This is a genomic window from Ferrovibrio sp. GW821-FHT12F09 (genome assembly GCF_058806775.1).
Genome location: NZ_JBXAPZ010000002.1, coordinates 1,058,225 through 1,078,446 on the forward strand (window position 1 = coordinate 1,058,225; position 20,222 = coordinate 1,078,446).

Consider the following 20,222-nt stretch of genomic DNA (forward strand, 5'->3'; position numbering starts at 1 on the left):
CGACGTAAGGACGATATCGATGGCCGCGCATCCGGTTTCCCCGCTGGCACCGCAGAAGCAACCCAGCCTGCCCGCGATTGCCGGCGCACAGCTTGCCACCGCCCTCTCGGGCATGCGCTACAAGGGGCGTGATGATCTGCTGCTGATCGAATTCGCCCCCGGCACCCAGGCCGCCGGCCTGTTCACGCGCTCCTCGATGCCGGGCGCTCCGGTGGAGTGGTGCCGCAAGGTGCTGCCCAACGGCGCAGCCCGCGCCCTCGTGGTCAATGCCGGCATCGCCAATGTCTTCACCGGCAAGGCTGGCGCCCAGGCCGTGAAAGCCACGGCTGACGGTGCCGCCAAGGCTGTCGGCTGCAAAGCGACGGAAGTTTATCTCGCCTCCACCGGCGTGATTGGCCAGATCCTGCCGGCCGACAAGATCGTGGCGCAGATGCCGAAGCTGAAAAGCGGGTTGAAAGCCGATGGCTGGATGGCCGCCGCCCGGGCGATCATGACCACCGACACCTTCCCCAAGCTGGCCACCGCCACCTGCAAGATCGATGGCAAGACGGTGACCATCAATGGCTTCTGTAAGGGCTCAGGGATGATCGCACCCGATATGGCGACCATGCTGGCCTTCCTGGTCACCGACGCCAAGCTGCCAGCCGAGACATTGCAGGCCCTGCTCAAGGGGGCCAACAACCAGAGCTTCAACTGCCTCACTGTCGATGGCGATACCTCGACCTCGGATACCGTGCTGCTGTTCGCCACCGGCAAGGCCGGCAACGCGCCGCATGCCAAGGCCTCCGACAAGCGGCTGGCTGATTTCCGCCGTGCGCTCACCGATGTGATGGGCGAGCTGGCGCAGCTGATCGCGCGCGATGGCGAAGGCGCGCAGAAGCTGGTGACCATCAACGTCACCGGCGCCAAGAGCGATGCCTCCGCCCGCATCATGGCACGGGCGATTGCCAATTCGCCGCTGGTGAAGACGGCGATTGCCGGCGCCGACGCCAACTGGGGCCGCATCATCATGGCGGTGGGCAAGTCGGCCGAGCCGGCCAACCGCGACAAGCTGGTGATCAAGATCGGTGGCAAGGCCGTGACCAAGAACGGCATGGTGCGCCCCGATCACGACGACGCGGCGGCGACCAAGCATTTCAAGAGCCAGGATGTGCGGATCGATGTCGACGTTGCCGTTGGCAAGGGTGCGGCGCGCGTCTGGACCTGTGATCTGACGCACGGCTACATCGACATCAATGCCGACTATCGCAGCTGACGACCCGCTCTGCCCCGGCGACGCTGCGGCGTTGCTGGCACCCAAGCCGGTGGTTCTGGTCGTCGCGGCCGCCCTGGTCGATCAGGACGGCCGCGTTCTGCTGACCCAGCGCCCGCCCGGCAAGAAACTGGCCGGCATGTGGGAGTTTCCTGGCGGCAAGGTGGAAAAGAACGAGACGCCGGAAGCAGCCCTGGTGCGCGAATTGCACGAAGAGCTGCATCTGGATATCAGCGCCGCCTGCCTGGCGCCGTTCGCCTTCGCCAGTCATGCCTATGACGACTTCCACCTGCTGATGCCGCTTTATGTCTGCCGGCGCTGGGCCGGCCAGCCGCAGCCGCGCGAGGGCCAGGCCATGAAATGGCTGCGCCCGATCAAGATGCGCGACCTGGAGATGCCGCCGGCCGACCTGCCACTGGTCGCCATGCTGCGCGACCTGCTCGACTAGCCGGAAATCCGGTCCAGCACATCGGGCGCATACTGGGCAGCGAATTCAGCCGATGGCGGAATCGGCCGGATCACATCCACCAGCACCCCGTTCGGGTCGGCCACGATGAAATGCCGCTGGCCGAAGGCTTCATCGCGCAGCGTCAGGCGGATATCCAGGCCATCCACCCGGGCGCGTTCATATTCGGCATCCACATCCTCGACCTCGAAATTGAGCAGCAGGCCCTGCGCCGGTTTGCGATAGCCTTCCGGAATGGTCGGATGAGTATGGTCCAGTATGGCAAGATGGACGCGCGAATCGGTCTGGCTGGTGAGATGCACATACCAGTCGCTTTCAAAGGCCGGCGCGAAGCCGAAATGGGTTTCATAGAACGCGCGGGTCTGGGCGAGCTTGGCCGTGCAGATCACGGGATAATAGCTGGTGAGTTTCATGGGAACACTCCGGGTTATGGCAATGAGGGTTGACGTGACCGGTTGGGGTGAGTATAAACATACAGGCTGTATGTATGCAAGAAAAACGTCGGAGCAAGGCTGAAAAACACGCGGCGACCCGGGCAGCCCTGCTGACCACCGCGCGCGCGCTATTTGCCGAGAAGGGCTATGCCGCCACCGGCACCGAAGAGGTGGTGGCGCAGGCCAATGTCACGCGTGGCGCGCTGTACTATCACTTCGCCGACAAGCAGGCGCTGTTTGCCGCGGTAGTCGAGCAGGTGGCGCAGGAGGTTCTGGTCGAAATCGAACGCGCCGCTGCCAGGGCGAAATCCCCGCTCGAGGCGCTGGTGAAGGGCAGCCATGCCTTCATGGATGCCTGCCTCGAACCCGGCGCACGGCAGATCTACCTGATCGACGCCCCGTCGGTGATCGGCTGGCAGAAATGGCGCGAGATCGATGCCCGCCATGGCATGGGCTCGCTGCGGCAGGGCATTGAGGCGGCGCTGGCTGATCTGCCCCGCGGTCAGCGGCTGCCGCCGGAAGCCCTCACCTATCTGCTGAGCGGTGCGATGAACGAGGCCGCGCTCTGGCTGGCCGAAGCCAAGGATGAAGCCGCCGCCCGCAGGGCTGCCGATGCGGTTCTGAAGCGCATCCTGGAGCTAATTTTCACGCCTGATGGTTGATCAGTAGCCTTTGGGCGGTCCGCCGACCGGATGCGCCACAGTGCCGAGCGCATCCGACAGGCACGTGGTCGCCTGCCCCGGCCGCAACGGCTTCTGCTGGCTGTCATGAGGCGACCAGCCGGTCAGCGCGATCATCTCGAAGCTGGCCGGAATGCGGCCTTCGGTATCCGCATAAGTCTGCTGGTACAGTTCTGCCATGCGCAGCAGGGTGGCCCGGCGCGTGAAGGCCTTGCGCCGGCCGAGTGCGGCATTGGTCTCGCCCATGCCGCGCAGGTCCTGCATCAGACGAAAGGCATTGCCGTATGTCACGGGGATCACTTCGCTGTCGGCGACTGGCAGGGCAAAGCCGGCGCGCTGCAGCAGGGCAGCGGCATCCAGTGTTTCCGCCATCGGCGAAACACGCGGACTGACGCCCCCTTCCAGCTCGGATTCCGCCGCCAGCCAGGATTGCCGCAACTCGGTGAGAGTCGAGCCCCCCAGCATGGCGCCAAGGAAAAGGCCATCGGGTTTCAGCACGCGGCGAATCTGGATCAGCGCCCCCGGCAGATCGTTGATCCAGTGCAGGTTGAGCAGCGCGATCACGAGGTCGAATTTCTGCGCGGCGAACGGCAGGAATTCCTCATCGCCGACAACATGCAGGCCCCGGTGCGCTTCCTGGCCGGCGACCGCATCCATGCCAACCAGCGTTTCGATGCCACCGCGTCCCTGCAGGCGCGCTTCTAGCCAGGCCGCATCGCAGCCCTGAACAAGGGCCAGCGGAAAGCTGCGGCGGATATCATCCAGGCGATCGAGCAGGCGATCAGCCACGGCAGCACGCAGGAAATCGTAATCCCCGCCCTTGCGGGCCACCCGCTGGCGCTGACGCCGCTTGGCGCTGCGATCGAAGACCTGCATAGTGTCGGACATCGCTGCATTTTGACACGGGCATGACGACCTCGCCATGGCGGCACCGGAAAAAATTGCCAAGAAACCGGCAGCGCGTCGGACCGTAAAGCGCAAGCCTCTGAACCTGGCGCTTCAGGGCGGCGGCACCCATGGCGCCTTCACCTGGGGTGTCCTGGATCGACTGCTTGAAGAAGACTGCTTCGACTTCGAGGGCATCAGCGGCACTTCGGCCGGCGCCATGAATGCGGCCGTGATGGCGCATGGACTGGCGAAAGGCGGACCGGAAGCGGCACGCCAGAGCCTGCATGACTTCTGGCGGCAGGTCGCCGATGCCGCCGCCCTGTCGCCATTCCGTCCGACCCTGCTCGACCACTGGTTCAAATTCGGCGGCATCGATTATTCACCCAGCTATCAGCTCATGGAGCTGAGCACCAAGCTCGCCTCGCCCTACCAGAGCAATCCGAACAACAAGAATCCACTGCGCGATATTCTGGAAGCAACCATAGACTGCAAGGCGCTGCAGGACTGCACGGCGGTCAAGCTGTTCGTCTGCGCCACCGATGTGCTGGAAGGCAAGATCAAGGTTTTTCAGAATCAGGAACTCAGCCTCGACGCCCTGCTAGCCTCAGCCTGTCTGCCGCAACTGTTCCAGGCCGTGAAGATCGGCCGCAGTTATTACTGGGATGGCGGTTTCATGGGCAATCCACCGATCTATCCCATCATCTACAACTGCGATTGCCGGGATGTTCTGATCGTCCAGATCAACCCGATGCGCATTCCCGAGGTGCCGAAAACGCCGCAGACCATCCTCGATCGCGCCAACACCCTCAGCTTCAATTCCAGTCTGGTGCGCGAAATGCGCGCCATCGCCTTCGTCAGCAAGCTGCTCGACTCAGGGTTCGATGATGGCGGCCGCCTCAAACGCATGCTGATCCACACTGTGGATGCCGAGGAACAGCTGGCGCGTTACGGCGCCACCAGCAAATACAATGTCGACTGGGATTTCCTGCAAAGCCTGTTCACGCTGGGCCGTCGGCAGGGCGGCACCTTCCTGCGCAAGCATTTCGATGTCGTCGGCAAAGCCTCCAGCACCGATATTACCGCCAGGTTCCTCTAGGCGGCCTTCGCCGGCTGCAGAACGCGCATCACGGCACGGGCACGCTTGGCCACCTTCTGCGGCGTAAAGCCGGGCTTATAAATCGAACTGCCCAAGCCGAAACCGGCCGCGCCCGCTTCGAACCAGGCATCCATGTTATCGGCATTGATGCCACCGACCGGCAGGATCGGCATGGTGGGCGGCAGCACGGCGCGCAGGCTTTTCACCACCGCCGGCGAAAAGGCCTCGGCCGGAAACAGCTTCAGCGCATCGGCGCCGGCATGGATCATGGCGAAGGCTTCGGTCGGCGTGGCGAAGCCAGGCACCGCCACCATGTCGAGCACCTTGGCCTTGTGCACCACATCCGCGCAGGCATGCGGCGCCACGATCAGCTGGCCGCCGGCCTGGCAGATGCGCTTCACATTGGCCGGATCGACCACGGTGCCGGCGCCGATCAGCGCTTCGCCGCCATAGCGCTTGGCCAGCGCCTTGATGCTGGTCAGCGGCTCGGGCGAATTCATCGGCACTTCGATGATGCGGATGCCGGTTTCGATCAATGCGGCGGCAATATCCACCACTTCTTCTGGTTTGACGCCACGCAGGATGGCGATAAAGGGACAGCTGCGCAGCCAGGTATTGAAATCAATCATGGCATTCTCCCTTGCAGCAGCTGGCCCAGACGGAAAAGACCGCGGGCCGCCGCATGGTCCGGCGCGATATCGGCTGCAATGCCAAGGAGGGCAAAGGCGTTCCGGTAACGCGACGCCAGAGCGCCGGTTCCGACAATCATCACACGACCGACCCAGTCTGTCCCGCGCAATTCGTGGCCGATCAGGATGCCGGACAGGTAATCCGCACCTGCTGCAGCGCACACTTCATTGAACAGCCGCCGTGTGCGCACACCGAAAAGATGGTGCAGCAAACCGCCCGGCTGACCCGACCGTGCGATGCCATCGGCAAAGGCCGCAGCCGCGGTATCAGGGTCCGCAGTCTGTTCAGGAGCCAGCATCGCGGCGATCAGGCCATGGCTTTTGAGCTGGGCGAAAATCTCCCCGGTCATCGCCGTGGCAAATCCGGCGATACGACCGTCTTTCACATGGACATGCTTGGAATGGGTGCCCGGCAAACAGATGGTGGCATCCTGTGCATCATCCAGGCCGAAGATCTGCATCTCCTCGCCACGCATCACATCGGGAATGCCCGCGGGCGTGCGACAGGACAGGCCGGGCACGATCTGCGCCATACGCCCGTGCCCCAGTTCGACCTGGCAGAGCTTGGCAGCGAGATCAGTCAGATTGGCCGGGCAGGCAGCGTAAGGCGCTTCACGCCAGCCCTGGCGGCTGCCGACCATGCCGGAAAGCAGAACCGGTACATCTGGCTCGGCATCCAGCCAATCGCCGATCTGATCGCGCAGCACGGCGACATAGTCGGTCGGTGTCAGACTGGCGATGCCGGACACGGCCATGCGGATATCAAGAATGCTGCCGTCAGGGCCAAGCCGGTAGGCCCGGAACCCGCTGCTGCCCCAGTCGACCGCGATCACGGGCGATCACGCCGCCAGGCGCTTGCCCGTTCCGGCATCGAAGAGATGCACCCGATCCTGCTGCGGCACAAAATGCACCGTGCTGCCCGGGCTGAAGCTGCGCCGCTCGCTGAAAACGCCGCAAACCTGCGCACCGCTCAGATCGGCATAGACGAAGGTGTTGGCGCCCGTGGGCTCGACCACGCCTATCGTCACCGGCAGGCCGCTGTGATCGGAAGGCGAAAGATGTTCGGGGCGGATGCCATAGACCACCGGCTGCCCATCCTGGCCCGCCGCCGCGCCATCCAGCGGCAGATCGATTCCCGCTTCGGTCGCCACCCAGTTGCGGCCGCCATCGCGGCGCAGCGTGCCCCGGATCAGATTGATCGCCGGCGAGCCGATAAAGCCGGCCACAAAGAGGTTATTCGGACGGTCGTAAAGATCGAGCGGCGTGCCGACCTGCTCGACGATGCCGTCATGCATCACCACGATACGGTCGGCCATGGTCATGGCTTCGATCTGATCGTGGGTGACATAAATCGACGTCGTCCGGAGCTGCTGATGCAGCGCCTTGATCTCGGTGCGCATCTGCACCCGCAGCTTGGCATCCAGGTTGCTGAGCGGTTCGTCGAACAGGAAGACCTGCGGATTGCGGACGATGGCGCGCCCCATAGCAACGCGCTGCCGCTGGCCGCCCGACAGCTGCTTGGGATAGCGATCCAGCAGTTGCCCCAGGCTGAGAATCTGCGCCGCACGCTCCACCCGCTCGGCAATGATCGGCTTTTCGGCTTTCCGCAGCTTCAGCGAGAAGCCCATGTTCTCGCGCACTGTCATATGCGGATAGAGCGCATAATTCTGAAACACCATGGCAATGTCGCGGTCTTTCGACGCCACGTCGTTGACCACCCTGTCGCCGATGCGGATATGGCCGCCGGTAATTTCTTCCAGCCCGGCAATCATGCGCAGTAGCGTCGACTTGCCGCAGCCCGAAGGCCCGACCAGAACGACGAACTCGCCATCCGGAATCTTGATGTCGATACCGTGGATGACTTCCAGGGCGCCGTAGCGCTTGCGCACAGCCTCAACACTCACACTCGCCATGTCTAACTCCCTGTTACTCTTCTTGTCTTTATCTTCCGCGTCAGGACTTCACTGCCCCCGCAGTGAGCCCCGCCACCATGTAGCGGCGGAAGGCGTAATAAACCGCGGCCGGCGGCAGCGCATAGATGATGCCGGTCGCCATCAGCAGATTCCATGGTGCGTCGTCGGTGCTGAGGAAGTGTCCCAGCGCCACCGACAGCGTGATCTCGGTTTCCGCCGACAGCAGTAGGAAGGCATAGAGATACTCGTTCCAGGCCAGCAGCAGCGCGTAAGTACCGATGGCCACCATCGAAGGCATCATCAGCGGCAGGTAGATCAGCCAGAAAATCTGGATCGGACTGGCGCCATCGATACGAGCCGCCTCGTCCAGCTCATAGGGCAGCTTGTCGGCATATTGCCGCAGCATCCAGATCGCGTAAGGGCTGGCGAAGGTGACCATGGTGAGGATCAGCGACCAGCGACTGCCGAGCAGACCGTACTGTCCCATGGTCGTATACATCGGGATGGCCAGGAAGGCGGCCGGGATCAGATAAGTGAGCAGCGCCATATTCGACACGGTTTCACCGAAACGCACCTTCAGGCGGCTGATGGCGAAACTGGCACAGGTGCCAACCGCCAGGGTCAGAACGGCGACCGCGACGGCAACCAGCGCGGAATTCCAGAGCTGGGTCCAGAAATGGCCGAGAAAGTAATGCCCCTGAGTCAGCACGGTCTTGTAATTGTCGAGTGTTGGCGCTTTCGGCCAGACCGCCCCGGCAAAGGCCTCGGCCTGGGGCGTGATCGACATGACGAAGAGGTGGTAAATCGGAATCAGGGTCCAGATCAGGATCAGGACCGCGACCAGCATCAGCCGCGCCTCATCGAAAGCCTTGCGGATATTCATTGGTTGTCTCCGCGCAGGCGACGCACCATCAGAACCACAATCGGCACCATGAACGGCAATGCCACGATCACGGTCGCGACGCCGGAGCGGATTTCACTCATGCCGAAAGCATAGCGGATACCGAGCGTGGCCAGAACCTGGGTGGAGTCGGCCGGGCCGCCGCCGGTCAGCAGGTAGATCGAGTTGAAATCGCCCAGCGTCCAGATGGTCGAAAGCAGCGTGGAGGTGATGTACATGTTCCGCACGCCGGGGAAGGTGATGTAGAGGAATTTCTGCAGGCCACTGGCGCCATCCACATCGGCCGATTCATAGAGATCTTTCGAGATGGTCAGCCGGGCGGCGACCAGGATCAGGGTCCAGAACGGCAGGTATTTCCAGATATGGATGGTGATGATCGAGCCCAGACCATAGGTGCGGTCGAGCAGCCAGCCCGGTCCATCCTGGAGAGTGAACTGGAAGATCAGTGAATTGATCATGCCCCACTCCGCATTCAGCATCCAGCGGAAGGACAGGATGGTGGGAATGGATGGGATCGCCCAGGGCAGGATGAAGATGAAGCTGATCCAGCGAATCCAGCGGCGCTCGTGCACGAAGAATCCGGACAGCAGCAGAGCCAGCATCAGTTTGATATTCACTGCCAGCCCGAGGAAAATCACGGTGTTGGCGAGCGTGCGTAGGAAAATCGGGTCGTCGAAGATCCGGTTATAGGCCCGCGCGTCCGTGCCAAGATAAATCCCGTATCCGACCGGGAACAGCACGAAGGTCAGGAAAATGGCGATGTAGGGGATCAGCATGATGATCCCCCAGGTAGCCTCAGCCGATAAACGGCCAGAGCGGTGGGAGGGCGCGACGTCTTGCGCGATTGATACCATCGTCGCGGCCCTCCCGTTACGCGTCAGCTCTTAACCAGGACCTTGATACGGGCGATCATTTCATCGACCGCCTGTTCCGGGCTGATCTTGTCGCCAGCGACGCGCGCAATGGCACGGCCCCAGACATTCTCAGCGTTGATCGTGGTGAAGTGATAGTCATAGACGAACTGGAAGGGGATCGTGCCTTCCTTGATGAACTGCTGGTAGACCTGCTTGCGGTGCGGGTCTTTGCCATCGGTCCAGAACGGACGCTCCGCACCCGCCTTGGTCACGGTGAACCAGCGGCCCAGCGCGCCTTCGACGAAGGGATTGAGGTTCTCGTCTTCCAGCAGCATGGCGAGGAACTGCTTGCCCAGCGCCTTCTGCTTGGCATCGGCGAACACCACGGCGGTCTTCACCGCGGCGAGGTTCGGCAGCGTGCCGCCATCGGGCTTTTTCGGCCAGCCGGCGGTCTGGATCAGCGTCTCGTAGTTGATCTTCGCCTGGGCATCGCCCTTGTTGGCATTGTCCAGGTGCGACGACGGGATCGAGATGGTCGCGTTATGCGTCATCACGGTCGTCTTGTTGTGGAAGTTGACGTTGTTGTCGGTATCGGTCCAGGTCACCGAGGACGGCGGCGTGCAACCCTTGAGGTTGACGTCGGCGTAATCCTTCAGCGCATTGACCAGGCCCTGCTTCACCTTCGGGTTATCGACCGTCAGGTTGCCGTCCTTGTCGACCGGCGACGCGTCATAGGCGTTCACGAAGGTCAGGAAGCTGTAGAAGGTGTCGCTGGCGGCGATCGAGCTGGGATGGCCGATGCCGTAAACGCGCTTGCCCTTGGCACGCAGGGCCGGCTGCACCTTGTCGCACCAGAAGCCCCAGTAGCCCTTCCAGTCGGTCGGGATGTCTGTAACCTTGAAGCCGGCATCCTCGATCATGTCCTTCCAGTAGAAGGTATGAATGGTCTGCTGCTGCACCGGCATGGCGTAATAGGCGCGCTTCTTGGTGGTGGCATTGTTCAGCCACACCGTCTCCAGCGTACCGGGCAGGAACTTGTCCTTGATCGGCGTGATGATGTCGGTCAGATCTTCGATCTTGTTGTCATTCGCCCACTTGCCAGTGGTGCGGAAATCGTAGGTGGTGCCGAAGCCCACATCCGGCGGCGAGCCGGCTTCGACGGCGCTGACCGTCTTGGTGATCATGTCCTCGGTGCTGAACAGGCTGAGCTGCACCTTGGCATTATGCTTCTTTTCGAAACGCTCGATGAAGGCGAACAGCGCTTTGTCTTCGGCTTCGTAAAAACCCTTGGTAAACCAAACCGTCAGCTGCTGCTGGGCCGCAGCAGGCGTCGCGAAGGACGCCATGCCGGCCAGAGCAGTCGTCGCCAGAATCAATCCTAATGCTTTACGCATCTTCTCGGTCCTCCCTGAACCACAGACCCGTTGTGGGTTCTGCTATGCCTTTCAATGCAACATCGGCTAGCCGACGTTGCATCTCATATATCAGTTTAGCCAGCCCTCCCGGCCCTGCCAAGTGTCATTCGTGCGAAATCCGCACGCGGCTTTCGGCTGGTATCCCGCCCGGACACGTTCAACCTGTGGCGAAGCTGTGTCCGGGCTGCAAACGGCGGCTCAATGGTTATGCCGCGGCACGCCGAAGGTTTCGGCGATCTTCTGGTAGTCGGTGGCAAAGTCCAGGCAGCCGCCTGTGGACAACTGGCCGACATACTTACGCTGCAACTCCTGCCACGGCGTCTGGTTGACGAGTTTGGGCGGCACCCAGGCCTTGCGCCGGCGGTCCAGCTCGTCTTTGGAAATCATGATGTCGGCACTGCGCTTGTTCAGGTCGATGCGGATTTTGTCACCGGTCTGCAGCAGGGCGAGGCCACCGCCAATGGCCGCTTCCGGCGATGCATTGAGAATCGACGGACTGCCCGAAGTCCCGCTCTGGCGACCGTCCCCGATGCAGGGCAGCAGGTTGATCCCCTGTTTGACCAGACGGTCGGGCGGCAGCATGTTGACCACTTCGGCCGCGCCGGGATAGCCGATCGGACCGGTATTGCGAATCACCAGAATGCTGTTTTCATCGATGGGCAGGGCCGGATCGTTGATCCGCGCGTGATAATCCTCCGGTCCTTCGAAGACGATAGCGGTGCCCTCGAACGCATTCGGATCGCCGGGCCGTTCCAGATACTTCTTGCGGAATTCCGCCGAGACCACCGAGGTCTTCATCACGGCGGACTCGAACAGGCTTCCCGAAAGCACGGCGAAACCGGCTTCCGGTAGCATCGGTTTGGCATAGGGCCAGATCACATTGCGGTCTTCACAGACCGCTGCCTTCACATTCTCGCCCATGCTCTTGCCATTCACGGTCAGGGCATCGGCATGCAGCTTGCCGGCTTCCAGCAGCTCGCGCATCACCACCGGCACACCGCCGGCATGATGGAAGCCTTCGCCCAGATGCTCACCGGCCGGCATCAGGTTGACCAGCAGGGGAATGTCGTAGCCGACCTTGTCCCAGTCCGTCACATCCAGTTCGACACCCATATGGCGGGCGATCGCGTTCAGATGCGGCGGGCAGTTGGTGGAGGCGCCAAGCGCACTGGCCGCCACGATGGCATTCTCGAAGGCCTTGCGGGTCATGATCTGCGAGGGCTTGAGATCCTCATGCACGATCTCGACGGCGCGGCGGCCGGTCTCGTAGGCCATCTGTGCGCGCTCGCGATAGGGCGCCGGGATCGAGGCGCAGCCGGGCAGCGACATGCCCAGCGCCTCGGCCATGCTGTTCATCGACAGCGCCGTGCCCATGGTATTGCAGTGGCCCGGGCTGGGCGCCGAGGACGCCACCATCTCGAGGAACTGGTCGTAGTTGATGCGGCCGGCCGCCAGCTCCTGGCGCGCGAACCAGACGACGGTGCCAGAGCCGGCACGCTGGCCCTTGTACCAGCCATCCAGCATCGGACCGCCCGAGAGCACAATGGCCGGAATATCCACGGTGGCCGCCGCCATCAGCATGCCCGGCGTGGTCTTGTCGCAGCCGGTGGTCAGCACCACGCCGTCGATCGGATAGGAATACAGCAGCTCGGCCAGCGTCAGATACAGCAGGTTGCGGTCCAGCGCCGCCGTGGGCCGCTTGCCGGTTTCCTGGATCGGATGGGTCGGGAATTCGAACGGAATGCCGCCGGCATCGCGGATGCCTTCGCGCACACGCTTGGCCAGCTCGATATGGTGGCGATTGCAGGGCGACAGGTCGCTGCCTGACTGGGCGATGCCGATGATCGGCTTGCCGCCACGCAGCTCGGCCAGCGTCAGGCCGAAATTCAGGTACCGCTCCAGATACAGGGCGGTCATGCCCGGATCATGGGGATTGTCGAACCATTCGCGGCTGCGCAGGCGTTTCTTCTCGGTCATGTCGGGCTCCCTCGAACCAAATCGTACTTTACGTCTTCTTGATCTGCCTCTCGCGATGCAGAACGAACAGTCCGCTGGCGACGATAATAGCGGCGCCCAGCAACATCAGCGGCGTGGGCAGGTCGGCGAAGAAAATCCAGCCGAGCAGGATCGCCCAGAGCAGAGAGGTGTAGGTGTAGGGCACCACCACGGCAGCCGGCGTCAGCCGCAGGCCCTGGTTGATGCAGGCATGCGCAGCCGTCGCCACCACGCCGATCAGCACCAGATAGGCGATACCCTGCAGGTCGATCGCTTCCCAGCCCCAGGGCAGGGTCAGCAGGCCGGCGGCCCCGACCGCAAGCGTGTGATAGACGATCATCGACAGCGCGCCGGTGGCACGAAGCTGCCGGGTGACGACCATCATCAGCGCATAGGCTGTAGAACCGGCGAGTGCGATCAGGGCCGGCGCGGTGAACACGCCGCCTTCCGGCTGCAGCACCAGCAGCACGCCGATGAACCCGAATCCGACTGCCAGGCCGCGACGCCAGCCGACCGTCTCCCCCAGCAACGGGATGGCAAGAACGGTCACGATCAGCGGCGTGGCCTGGTAAACCGACATCACGTCCGCCAGAGGCAGATAGCGGACGGACATGTAGAAACAGGCCACCTCGGCCACGATCAGCAGCAACCGCAGCACCTGACGGCCCGGCTGCGCCAGCACGAAGGTCTCGCGCCAGCCGGCCTTGTGAATCATCGGCAGCAGCACGACCAGCGCCGCCGCAGACCGGATGAACAGCAGCTGGCCGACCGCCACGCTGGCGATCATCCATTTGCCCAGAGCATCGTTAAAGGTGAAGAGCGCCGTGCCCAGCAGCATGAAGGCGATGCCGCGCCAGTGCCCGGCCGCCTCGATGCCTGCGGCAGTTCCGCCCAGGCTGCGCTCAGCCATGATACACCCGCATGATCAGCCGCTCTTGCGCTCCCGGCCGCGCGCCTGCTCCTGCAGGATGATCTGGTAGTCGCGCGAGGCCGCCCGGATATGAACACCCAGCAGGTTCAGCGCCTTGGTGCGTTCCTTGGCGCGCAGCAGCTTGACAATATTCTGATGCTCGGCAAGCGAATCCCCCACCGTGCGTTCTTTCGAGGTAACGCGGGCGCGCAACGCCTGGATTTTCATCTCAAGCTGCTGATGCGCCTGGGTCAGGAAGCGGTTGTTGGCCCGGGCCAGGATATGCAGATGGTATTCCGTATCCAGCCGGCGATAGGCCGGCATGTCGCCATCCTGCACCGCCTTGGCCATGCGGCGCACATTCTGCTCCAGCGCCTCGACCAGCCCGGGCTCATCGTTGGCCAGGGCATCGCGCAGAGCCGCCGATTCCAAGATCACGCGATACTGGCACATCTCGGCCGCCTCTTCCGGCGCCAGCGAGAATACAAAACTGCCACGCTGCGGCTGGATATCCACCAGACCTTCCAGCTTGAGCTGCAGCAGCGCCTCGCGAACCGGTGTCTTGGAAATGCCCAGCTGTGCCGCCAGCACGTTTTCCGACAGCGCCTCGCCCATCATTAATTCGCCATTGGTGATCCGCGAACGGACGTGATCCTTGACCAGTTCGGTGAGGGATTTCGGACGCTCAAGCCGCGTGGTGCGGGCGGCGGTGGTTTTTGCCATGACGAGACCTTGTTTCCTGCCAGATCGCACCGTAGCAGCGCCACTGGACCGCCTCAAGTTAATATCTGATATGTCAGATGACTTGCTCCCGTCGCCCCTGTCAGCTAGGAAAGGAGCAACAGGGAGGCGCTGACGCGATGGCGTTCGATATTCTCTGCCTTGGCGAGGCCATGGTCGAGTTCAACCAGACCGGTGGCGCTGGCAGTGACCAGTATCTGCGCGGTTTTGGCGGCGATACCTCGAACTGTGCGATTGCTGCAGCGCGGCAGGGCGCTGCGAGCGCCTACTGCACTTTACTGGGACATGATCCGTTTGGCGACCTGCTGCTCGGTCTCTGGCGCACCGAGGGCGTCGATACCAGCACGGTTGCACAGCGCGACGATGCCCCGACAGCGATCTATTTCGTCACCCATGGCGAGCAGGGCCATACTTTCACTTATTATCGCAAGGGCTCGGCCGCCAGCCGCATGTCACCGGCCGACCTGCCCGGTGACGCGCTGGAAGCCGCCAAGCTGCTGCATGTCTCGGGCATCACGCTGGCGGTCAGCCAGAGCATGCGCGATACGGCGATGGCCGCCATCGCGCGCATGCGCAAGGCCGGCCGCAAGGTATCCTTCGACACCAACCTGCGGCTCAAGCTCTGGCCGATCGAGACGGCACGCGAGGCGATCCATGCCGCGCTGCGTCTGAGCGATATTGCTTTGCCGAGCCTGGAGGACGCGACAGCGCTCAGCGGCCTGAGCGATCCGGTGGCGATCCTCGATTTCTACCGCGCCATGGGCATCCCGCTGGTGGTGCTGAAATGCGGCGCCGATGGCGTTCTTGTCGCCAGCGCCGAAGGCCGCTGGCGACTGGCCGGTCATCGCGTATCGACCGTGGATGCCACCGGCGCCGGCGACTGTTTCGACGGCGCCTTCCTGGCAGAGCTGGTCCGCGGCGCCGACCCGTTGCAGGCCGCAACTTACGCCAATGCCGCGGCAGCCCTCACCACCATCGGCTACGGCGCTGTGGCGCCGATCCCGCGCCGCACCGCCGTCGAGGCCTTCTTCACCTCGATCGGCCGTACGGTGCCGCAGCCCTTCTGATCAGGCCTTGTAGTCTCGCGCGGTCTGGCGCTGCTCGCCCAGACCCTGGATGCCGAGATGAACCTTGTCGCCGTCTTGCAGATAGACTGGCGGCTTCTGGCCCAGGCCAACGCCCGGCGGCGTGCCGGTCGAGATGATATCGCCGGGCTGCAGCGACATGAACTGGCTGAGATAACTGACCAGATAACGCACGCCATAGACCATGGTTTTGGTCGAGCCATTCTGGAAACGCTTGCCGTTCACATCGCAGAACATTGTCAGGTTCTGCGGATCCGGCACTTCGTCGGCCGTTACCAGCCACGGTCCGATCGGGCCGAAGCTGTCGCAGCTCTTGCCCTTGGTCCACTGGCCGTGCCGCTCGGTCTGGAACGCGCGCTCGGAGACATCGTTGATCAGGCAATAGCCGGCGACATGCTTCATCGCATCGGCTTCGCTGACATAACGCGCCACCGAACCGATCACGACGCCAAGCTCGACCTCCCAGTCGGTCTTCTGCGAGTTCTTCGGGATGATGATGTCGTCATCCGGTCCCATGATCGCCGAGGTGGCCTTCATGAAAATGATCGGCTCCGGCGGCACCGTGGCGCCGGTCTCGGCCGCATGGTCGGAATAATTCAGGCCGATGCAGATGAACTTGCCGACACGGTTGACGCAGGGCCCGATGCGCGGGTTGCCGGATACAACAGGCAAAGCCTTCGGATCGAGCGACTTGAGCTTGTCCAGTCCAGCGGGACTCAATGTGCTGCCGGCAATATCGGGCACCACGGTGGACAAGTCTCGGATGGTGCCCGCCGCATCGAGCAGGCCGGGCTTTTCCTGGCCCACCGGGCCGTAACGCAACAGTTTCATCTCACGTTTCTCCTTGCAGAACGATCAGATCGACCAGCCGCCATCGATCACATGGATCGTACCGGTGGTGAAGGCGGACTCATCGGCGGACAGATAGACGGCCAGCGCCGCGATTTCCTCCGGCGTGCCGAGCCGGCCAAGCGGCTGGCGCGACACGAAACCGGCGCGCGCCTGCTCCACACCGCCGACCGCCGCTGCCTGGGCGGCAATGCGGTCGTCCAGCGACGGCGTCTGGATGGTGCCCGGGCAGATCGCATTGCAACGGATGCCCTGCTTGATGAAGTCGGCGGCAATCGACTTGGTCAGGCCGATCACGGCCGCCTTGGTCGTGCCGTAGACAAAGCGGTTCGGCGCGCCCTTCACCGAAGAGCAGGCCGACGACATGTTGACGATGGAACCGCCCTTGCCCGCCGCGATCATGCCGGGCAGGAAGGCCTTCACCATGCGATACATGGCACGCACATTGAGGTCGAAGGAGAAATCCCAGTCTTTCTCTTCGGTCTCCAGAATGGTGCCGTGATGCACGAAGCCGGCGCAGTTGAACAGCGCGTCGACTGGGCCGATCTCCTTGGCGAAAGCGGCGATGGCGCCGGCATCCAGGACATCCAGCTTGCGGGTGCGGATATTGGGCAGCGCGCCGAGTTGCTTCAGCTTTTCTTCGTTGATATCCGTAGCGATCACCCTGGCGCCCTCCTGGGCAAAAGCGATTGCCGAGGCTCGACCGATCCCTTGCGCCGCTGCCGTGATGACTGCTGTTTTCCCTTCCAGACGCATACGCTTCTCCTGCTGTCAGATATCAGGCCACCGCCGGCAGGCAGGCCGGACCGATGGGCTCGAAACTCTTGTAGGTGAGGATGAATTCCTGATGCCCCAGACCCTCGGATTTGGTAGCGGCACCGGCGCCCACCTGCTTGATCAGATCAAATATCTCGCGGCCGACGGTATCGAGATCGGCAGTGCCGTCGAGAATCCGGCCGGCATTGACATCCATATCATCGGCCATGCGGGCATAGGTCCGCGGATTGGCGCAGACCTTGATCACCGGCGCCAGGGCGGAACCGACCACCGAACCGCGCCCGGTGGAAAACAGGATCACATGCGAGCCGCAGGCAATCAGTTCCGCGATCTCGGCATTGTCGCTGATATTGGGAAAGCCGAAGCGCACCTCGCCATCGGGTACGACATCCAGAAGATAGAGGCCGCCGCGCGGCGGAATATCGCCCGGCTTGATGATGCCGCTGATCGGCGAGGCGCCGCTCTTGGCATAGGCCCCCAGCGATTTCTCCTCGATGGTGGTCAGGCCGCCATCGGCATTGCCCGGCGCAAAGCTGGGATATCCCAGCGTCTCGTAATAGCGCGCCGCCTTGGCGACGCAGGCCTTGAGCTCGATGCCCAGTTCGGGCGTGACGGCACGTTCCGCCATCCAGCCTTCCATGCCGATCAGCTCGCCGGTCTCCTCGAAGATCGCTGCCGCCTTTTCCGCAACCAGGAAATCGAAAGCGCGCCCCATGGCCGGATTGGCGGTCAGGCCCGAAGTGGCATCGGAACCGCCGCAGATGGTGCCCACCACCAGCTCGGAGACATCCATCGGTTCGGTCGGCTGTACGGCAAGGTTTTTGAGCTGCGCTTCGACCCAGGCGCGACCCTTTTCAATGGTGGAGCGGGTGCCGCCATGCTCCTGGATCGCCAGCAGCTCCACCGGACGGCCGCTGTCCTTGATGGTGCGCTCCAGCAGTTTCTTGTTGAAGCCCTCACAGCCCAGCGAGATCAGCAGCACCGCACCCACATTGGGATGGGTGCACAGCCGCTGCATCATCTTCAGCGCATAGGCATTGGGATAGCAGCCGGGAAAGCCGATCACATGGGCGCCCTGCTCGCGATAGGGCCAGGCGATCTCTTTCGACACGTGATGGGCGCATTCGACCAGATAGGCTACCGCGACATAATTGCGGATACCCTTGCGGCCGTCGGCGCGACGCCAGCCGCGCATCTCTGTCTGTGTCATGGGGCTGCCTCCACCGCCACGGTATTGGCCATGTAATCGCTGGCGACATTGTGGTTATGCACATACTCGCCCAGTGCAATCGCCGCCGTGGCACGGCCGATCGGGGCGCCGTATTTGACGATCTTCTCGCCGGCGGCGATATCCCGTATTGCGATCTTGTGGCCGAAGCCGAGTGCACGCTGCAGGATCACGCGACGGCCGGCGACTTCGACCGCCGTGTCGGCCGCGATTTCCTGACGCGCCACGGCGATGTTGTCGCCGGATGCCAGGATCAGCAGGCGCGGATCGGTCTCAGAACTTGCCATAGCGCTTGTAGGCCTCCTGCGGGTCCATGCCGGCCATGATATGGCGACGCACTTCGCCTTCGGTGCTCATCACCTCTTCCGTGCGGGTGACAACCGCTTCCGCCATGGCGGCAGGCACGATCACCACGCCATCGCGGTCGGCAATCACATAGTCGCCGCTGCTGATCGTCACCGTGCCGATGGTGATCGGCGCACCGAAGCGATCGGGCACCCAGCGCGATACGATATCGGAGGGCGTGAAGAAGCTGCACCAGACCGGGAAACCGATTCCCTCGATCATCGCCACGTCGCGGCAGCCGCCATCGACGATATAGCCGCGCACGCCTTTGAGCTGCAACGCCGAGGCCGACAGCTCGCCCATCAGCGCGACTTCCTTGTTGTTGGGCTGGCAGATCACCACCCGGCCGCCGGGTGCCTTGGACAGCACCCCGGTCCATTCCAGCAGGGTTTCGTGGGCGGATCTGGTGCGGTCGATATGGCCGCTGACCGTCCAGATTTCACCGGCCAGGGTATGGGCCGGATCGATCGGGCGAATCTCCTGCGGCAGCAGGCAGTTATCATGGCCCTGGGCGCGCAGCACATCATGGACAGCCGAGGCGTAGCACCGGCTCAGACGATCGGCCAGAGAGCCGGTCGACGGGGTCTCGGTCATTTTCTCTCCCATCTGATATATCAGTTGACCGGACTTTACCGGCTTTCCCGGCACCTGCCTAGTCGCTGGCATGGGGCCGCCATGGCAATCTCTTGCCGCGCCGCAGCGAGCGGCGGATAATCGCCATCGGCAGGAAACCGCCCAGAAGAGGACAGGCCATGATCAAGAAAATCGCTCTCGCCGTCGCCATCGTCGTGATCGCCATTGCCGGCGCGGCCTATTACTTCGCGTCCAACCTCGACAGCATCGTCAAGGCGGTGATCGAGCGCTACGGCACCGAGTCCACCCAGGCCAGCGTCACCCTGAAAAGCGTCAAGCTCGCGCCCACCAGCGGCAGCGGCGAGCTGAGCGGCCTGGTGGTGAAGAACCCGAAAGGCTTCAATGGCCCCGAAGCGATTGCGCTGGGCGACATCAAGATCGCGCTTGATATCGCAAGCCTGCAGTCCAACACCATCATCATCAAGGATGTCACCATCCTGCAGCCGGCGATCTCCTATGAATACGCCTCTGCCGGCGGCAATCTGGAAACCCTGCAGAAGAACGTGCAGTCCTACGCGGCCAAGTTCAGTGGCGGCAAGAAAGAACCCGACAAGACCGCCGGCGCCGCCGAGGACAAGGATAAGGCCGCCAGCAAGCAGCCGGAAAAGAAAGTCATCATCGAGAACCTGATCATCCGCGACGGCAGGATCGCCATTACCCATAGCGCGCTGCAGGGCCGCACGCTGTCAGCGCCGCTGCCGACCATCCAGTTGAAGGATATCGGCAAGGACAAGGGTGGCGCCACGCCGGCTGAAGTGACGGACAAGGTGATCGGCGCGATCACCGCCCAGGCCAGCCGCGTCGCCACCGGCGAACTGCAGAAGCAGGCGGGCGATCTGCTGAAGAACCAGGCCGGCGGCCTGCTCGGCGGCAGCGGCACGGGCGGCAGCACCGGCGGTACTGGCTCGGCCACGGACAAGCTGAAAGGCCTGCTCGGCAAGTAGATGGCTGCATCAATAATGCGTACGTGCCATAAAATGCATATGTGCCATCGCTAAATATTATAGCGGCGATGGTCGTCGACACCCGGTCGCTGGGCTAGCATAGGGCTTCGGCTTTCTGGCCAGCTTC

At 63.0% G+C, this 20,222-nt stretch carries 22 protein-coding genes; 6 read left to right on the forward strand and 16 right to left on the reverse strand.

The window, feature by feature from the left end:
- Window positions 1-19 precede the first annotated feature (19 nt).
- Complete coding sequence (argJ, locus tag AC1ROB_RS18185) at window positions 20-1,255, forward strand: bifunctional glutamate N-acetyltransferase/amino-acid acetyltransferase ArgJ (RefSeq protein ID WP_492969702.1); 1,236 nt, start codon at window positions 20-22, stop codon at window positions 1,253-1,255.
- Window positions 1,236-1,700 (forward strand): (deoxy)nucleoside triphosphate pyrophosphohydrolase, encoded by a 465-nt coding sequence (locus AC1ROB_RS18190; RefSeq protein ID WP_492969701.1) that lies wholly within the window; start codon window positions 1,236-1,238, stop codon window positions 1,698-1,700. Before argJ ends, AC1ROB_RS18190 begins: the two co-directional genes overlap by 20 nt.
- On the opposite strand, the gene AC1ROB_RS18195 is transcribed toward AC1ROB_RS18190, so the two are convergent.
- The gene (locus AC1ROB_RS18195) at window positions 1,697-2,131 is read right to left on the reverse strand and encodes a VOC family protein (protein ID WP_492969700.1); all 435 of its coding nucleotides are present in this window, start codon (window positions 2,129-2,131) and stop codon (window positions 1,697-1,699) included. The two genes, AC1ROB_RS18190 and AC1ROB_RS18195, sit on opposite strands and share 4 nt — an antisense overlap.
- A gap of 74 nt (window positions 2,132-2,205) precedes the next feature.
- Between AC1ROB_RS18195 and AC1ROB_RS18200 the strand changes: the two genes are divergently transcribed.
- Window positions 2,206-2,814 carry a TetR/AcrR family transcriptional regulator gene (locus tag AC1ROB_RS18200; RefSeq protein ID WP_492969699.1) on the forward strand — a complete coding sequence of 203 codons (609 nt, stop codon included), beginning with the start codon at window positions 2,206-2,208 and terminating at the stop codon, window positions 2,812-2,814.
- On the opposite strand, the gene AC1ROB_RS18205 is transcribed toward AC1ROB_RS18200, so the two are convergent.
- A complete protein-coding gene (locus AC1ROB_RS18205; RefSeq protein WP_492969697.1) occupies window positions 2,815-3,720 on the reverse strand; it encodes a methyltransferase domain-containing protein in 906 nt (301 codons plus the stop codon). It lies immediately after the preceding gene.
- A gap of 34 nt (window positions 3,721-3,754) precedes the next feature.
- Here AC1ROB_RS18205 and AC1ROB_RS18210 point away from each other — a divergent pair, with 34 nt between their 5' ends.
- Window positions 3,755-4,816 (forward strand): patatin-like phospholipase family protein, encoded by a 1,062-nt coding sequence (locus AC1ROB_RS18210; RefSeq protein ID WP_492969696.1) that lies wholly within the window; start codon window positions 3,755-3,757, stop codon window positions 4,814-4,816.
- Here the strand turns inward: AC1ROB_RS18210 and AC1ROB_RS18215 are convergent.
- The 9 genes from AC1ROB_RS18215 to AC1ROB_RS18255 all read right to left on the reverse strand — a co-directional run bounded on the left by AC1ROB_RS18215 (window position 4,813) and on the right by AC1ROB_RS18255 (window position 14,216).
- Entirely contained in the window at window positions 4,813-5,445 is a 633-nt protein-coding gene (locus AC1ROB_RS18215; protein ID WP_492969695.1) for a 2-dehydro-3-deoxy-6-phosphogalactonate aldolase, read from the reverse strand. The genes AC1ROB_RS18210 and AC1ROB_RS18215 overlap by 4 nt on opposite strands.
- Window positions 5,442-6,338 (reverse strand): 2-dehydro-3-deoxygalactonokinase, encoded by an 897-nt coding sequence (locus tag AC1ROB_RS18220; RefSeq protein ID WP_492969694.1) that lies wholly within the window; start codon window positions 6,336-6,338, stop codon window positions 5,442-5,444. The genes AC1ROB_RS18215 and AC1ROB_RS18220 overlap by 4 nt, the downstream gene beginning before the upstream one ends.
- A gap of 6 nt (window positions 6,339-6,344) precedes the next feature.
- Entirely contained in the window at window positions 6,345-7,418 is a 1,074-nt protein-coding gene (locus AC1ROB_RS18225) for an ABC transporter ATP-binding protein (RefSeq protein WP_492969693.1), read from the reverse strand.
- Between the two features lie 40 nt (window positions 7,419-7,458).
- Window positions 7,459-8,301, reverse strand: a complete 843-nt coding sequence (locus AC1ROB_RS18230; protein ID WP_492969692.1) for a carbohydrate ABC transporter permease — start codon at window positions 8,299-8,301, stop codon at window positions 7,459-7,461.
- Complete coding sequence (locus tag AC1ROB_RS18235; RefSeq protein ID WP_492969691.1) at window positions 8,298-9,095, reverse strand: carbohydrate ABC transporter permease; 798 nt, start codon at window positions 9,093-9,095, stop codon at window positions 8,298-8,300. The genes AC1ROB_RS18230 and AC1ROB_RS18235 overlap by 4 nt, the downstream gene beginning before the upstream one ends.
- 101 nt (window positions 9,096-9,196) lie before the next feature.
- Complete coding sequence (locus AC1ROB_RS18240) at window positions 9,197-10,567, reverse strand: ABC transporter substrate-binding protein (protein ID WP_492969690.1); 1,371 nt, start codon at window positions 10,565-10,567, stop codon at window positions 9,197-9,199.
- Window positions 10,568-10,786: 219 nt separating this feature from the next.
- Entirely contained in the window at window positions 10,787-12,565 is a 1,779-nt protein-coding gene (locus AC1ROB_RS18245; protein WP_492969689.1) for an IlvD/Edd family dehydratase, read from the reverse strand.
- 28 nt (window positions 12,566-12,593) lie between these two features.
- Window positions 12,594-13,493, reverse strand: a complete 900-nt coding sequence (locus AC1ROB_RS18250; protein ID WP_492969688.1) for a DMT family transporter — start codon at window positions 13,491-13,493, stop codon at window positions 12,594-12,596.
- A 15-nt stretch (window positions 13,494-13,508) separates the two neighbouring features.
- The gene (locus AC1ROB_RS18255; protein ID WP_492969687.1) at window positions 13,509-14,216 is read right to left on the reverse strand and encodes a GntR family transcriptional regulator; all 708 of its coding nucleotides are present in this window, start codon (window positions 14,214-14,216) and stop codon (window positions 13,509-13,511) included.
- A 137-nt stretch (window positions 14,217-14,353) separates the two neighbouring features.
- On the opposite strand from AC1ROB_RS18255, the gene AC1ROB_RS18260 reads away from it, so the two are divergent.
- Window positions 14,354-15,301 carry a sugar kinase gene (locus AC1ROB_RS18260; protein ID WP_492969686.1) on the forward strand — a complete coding sequence of 316 codons (948 nt, stop codon included), beginning with the start codon at window positions 14,354-14,356 and terminating at the stop codon, window positions 15,299-15,301.
- Here AC1ROB_RS18260 and AC1ROB_RS18265 read toward each other — a convergent pair whose 3' ends face one another.
- From AC1ROB_RS18265 to AC1ROB_RS18285, 5 genes are read right to left on the reverse strand one after another with little or no spacing between them, the layout of a single operon-like run.
- A complete protein-coding gene (locus AC1ROB_RS18265; RefSeq protein ID WP_492969685.1) occupies window positions 15,302-16,150 on the reverse strand; it encodes a fumarylacetoacetate hydrolase family protein in 849 nt (282 codons plus the stop codon). It abuts the gene before it with no gap.
- A gap of 24 nt (window positions 16,151-16,174) precedes the next feature.
- Entirely contained in the window at window positions 16,175-16,924 is a 750-nt protein-coding gene (locus AC1ROB_RS18270) for an SDR family oxidoreductase (protein ID WP_492969684.1), read from the reverse strand.
- A 22-nt stretch (window positions 16,925-16,946) separates the two neighbouring features.
- The gene (locus AC1ROB_RS18275) at window positions 16,947-18,155 is read right to left on the reverse strand and encodes a UxaA family hydrolase (protein ID WP_492969683.1); all 1,209 of its coding nucleotides are present in this window, start codon (window positions 18,153-18,155) and stop codon (window positions 16,947-16,949) included.
- On the reverse strand, window positions 18,152-18,460 hold the full coding sequence (locus AC1ROB_RS18280; protein WP_492969682.1) for a UxaA family hydrolase: 309 nt from the start codon (window positions 18,458-18,460) through the stop codon (window positions 18,152-18,154). The genes AC1ROB_RS18275 and AC1ROB_RS18280 overlap by 4 nt, the downstream gene beginning before the upstream one ends.
- Window positions 18,447-19,112, reverse strand: coding sequence for an RraA family protein (locus AC1ROB_RS18285; protein ID WP_492969681.1), 666 nt, complete (start codon window positions 19,110-19,112; stop codon window positions 18,447-18,449). The genes AC1ROB_RS18280 and AC1ROB_RS18285 overlap by 14 nt, the downstream gene beginning before the upstream one ends.
- Window positions 19,113-19,270: 158 nt before the next feature.
- On the opposite strand from AC1ROB_RS18285, the gene AC1ROB_RS18290 reads away from it, so the two are divergent.
- Window positions 19,271-20,095, forward strand: a complete 825-nt coding sequence (locus tag AC1ROB_RS18290) for an AsmA family protein (protein WP_492969680.1) — start codon at window positions 19,271-19,273, stop codon at window positions 20,093-20,095.
- Window positions 20,096-20,222 lie beyond the last annotated feature (127 nt).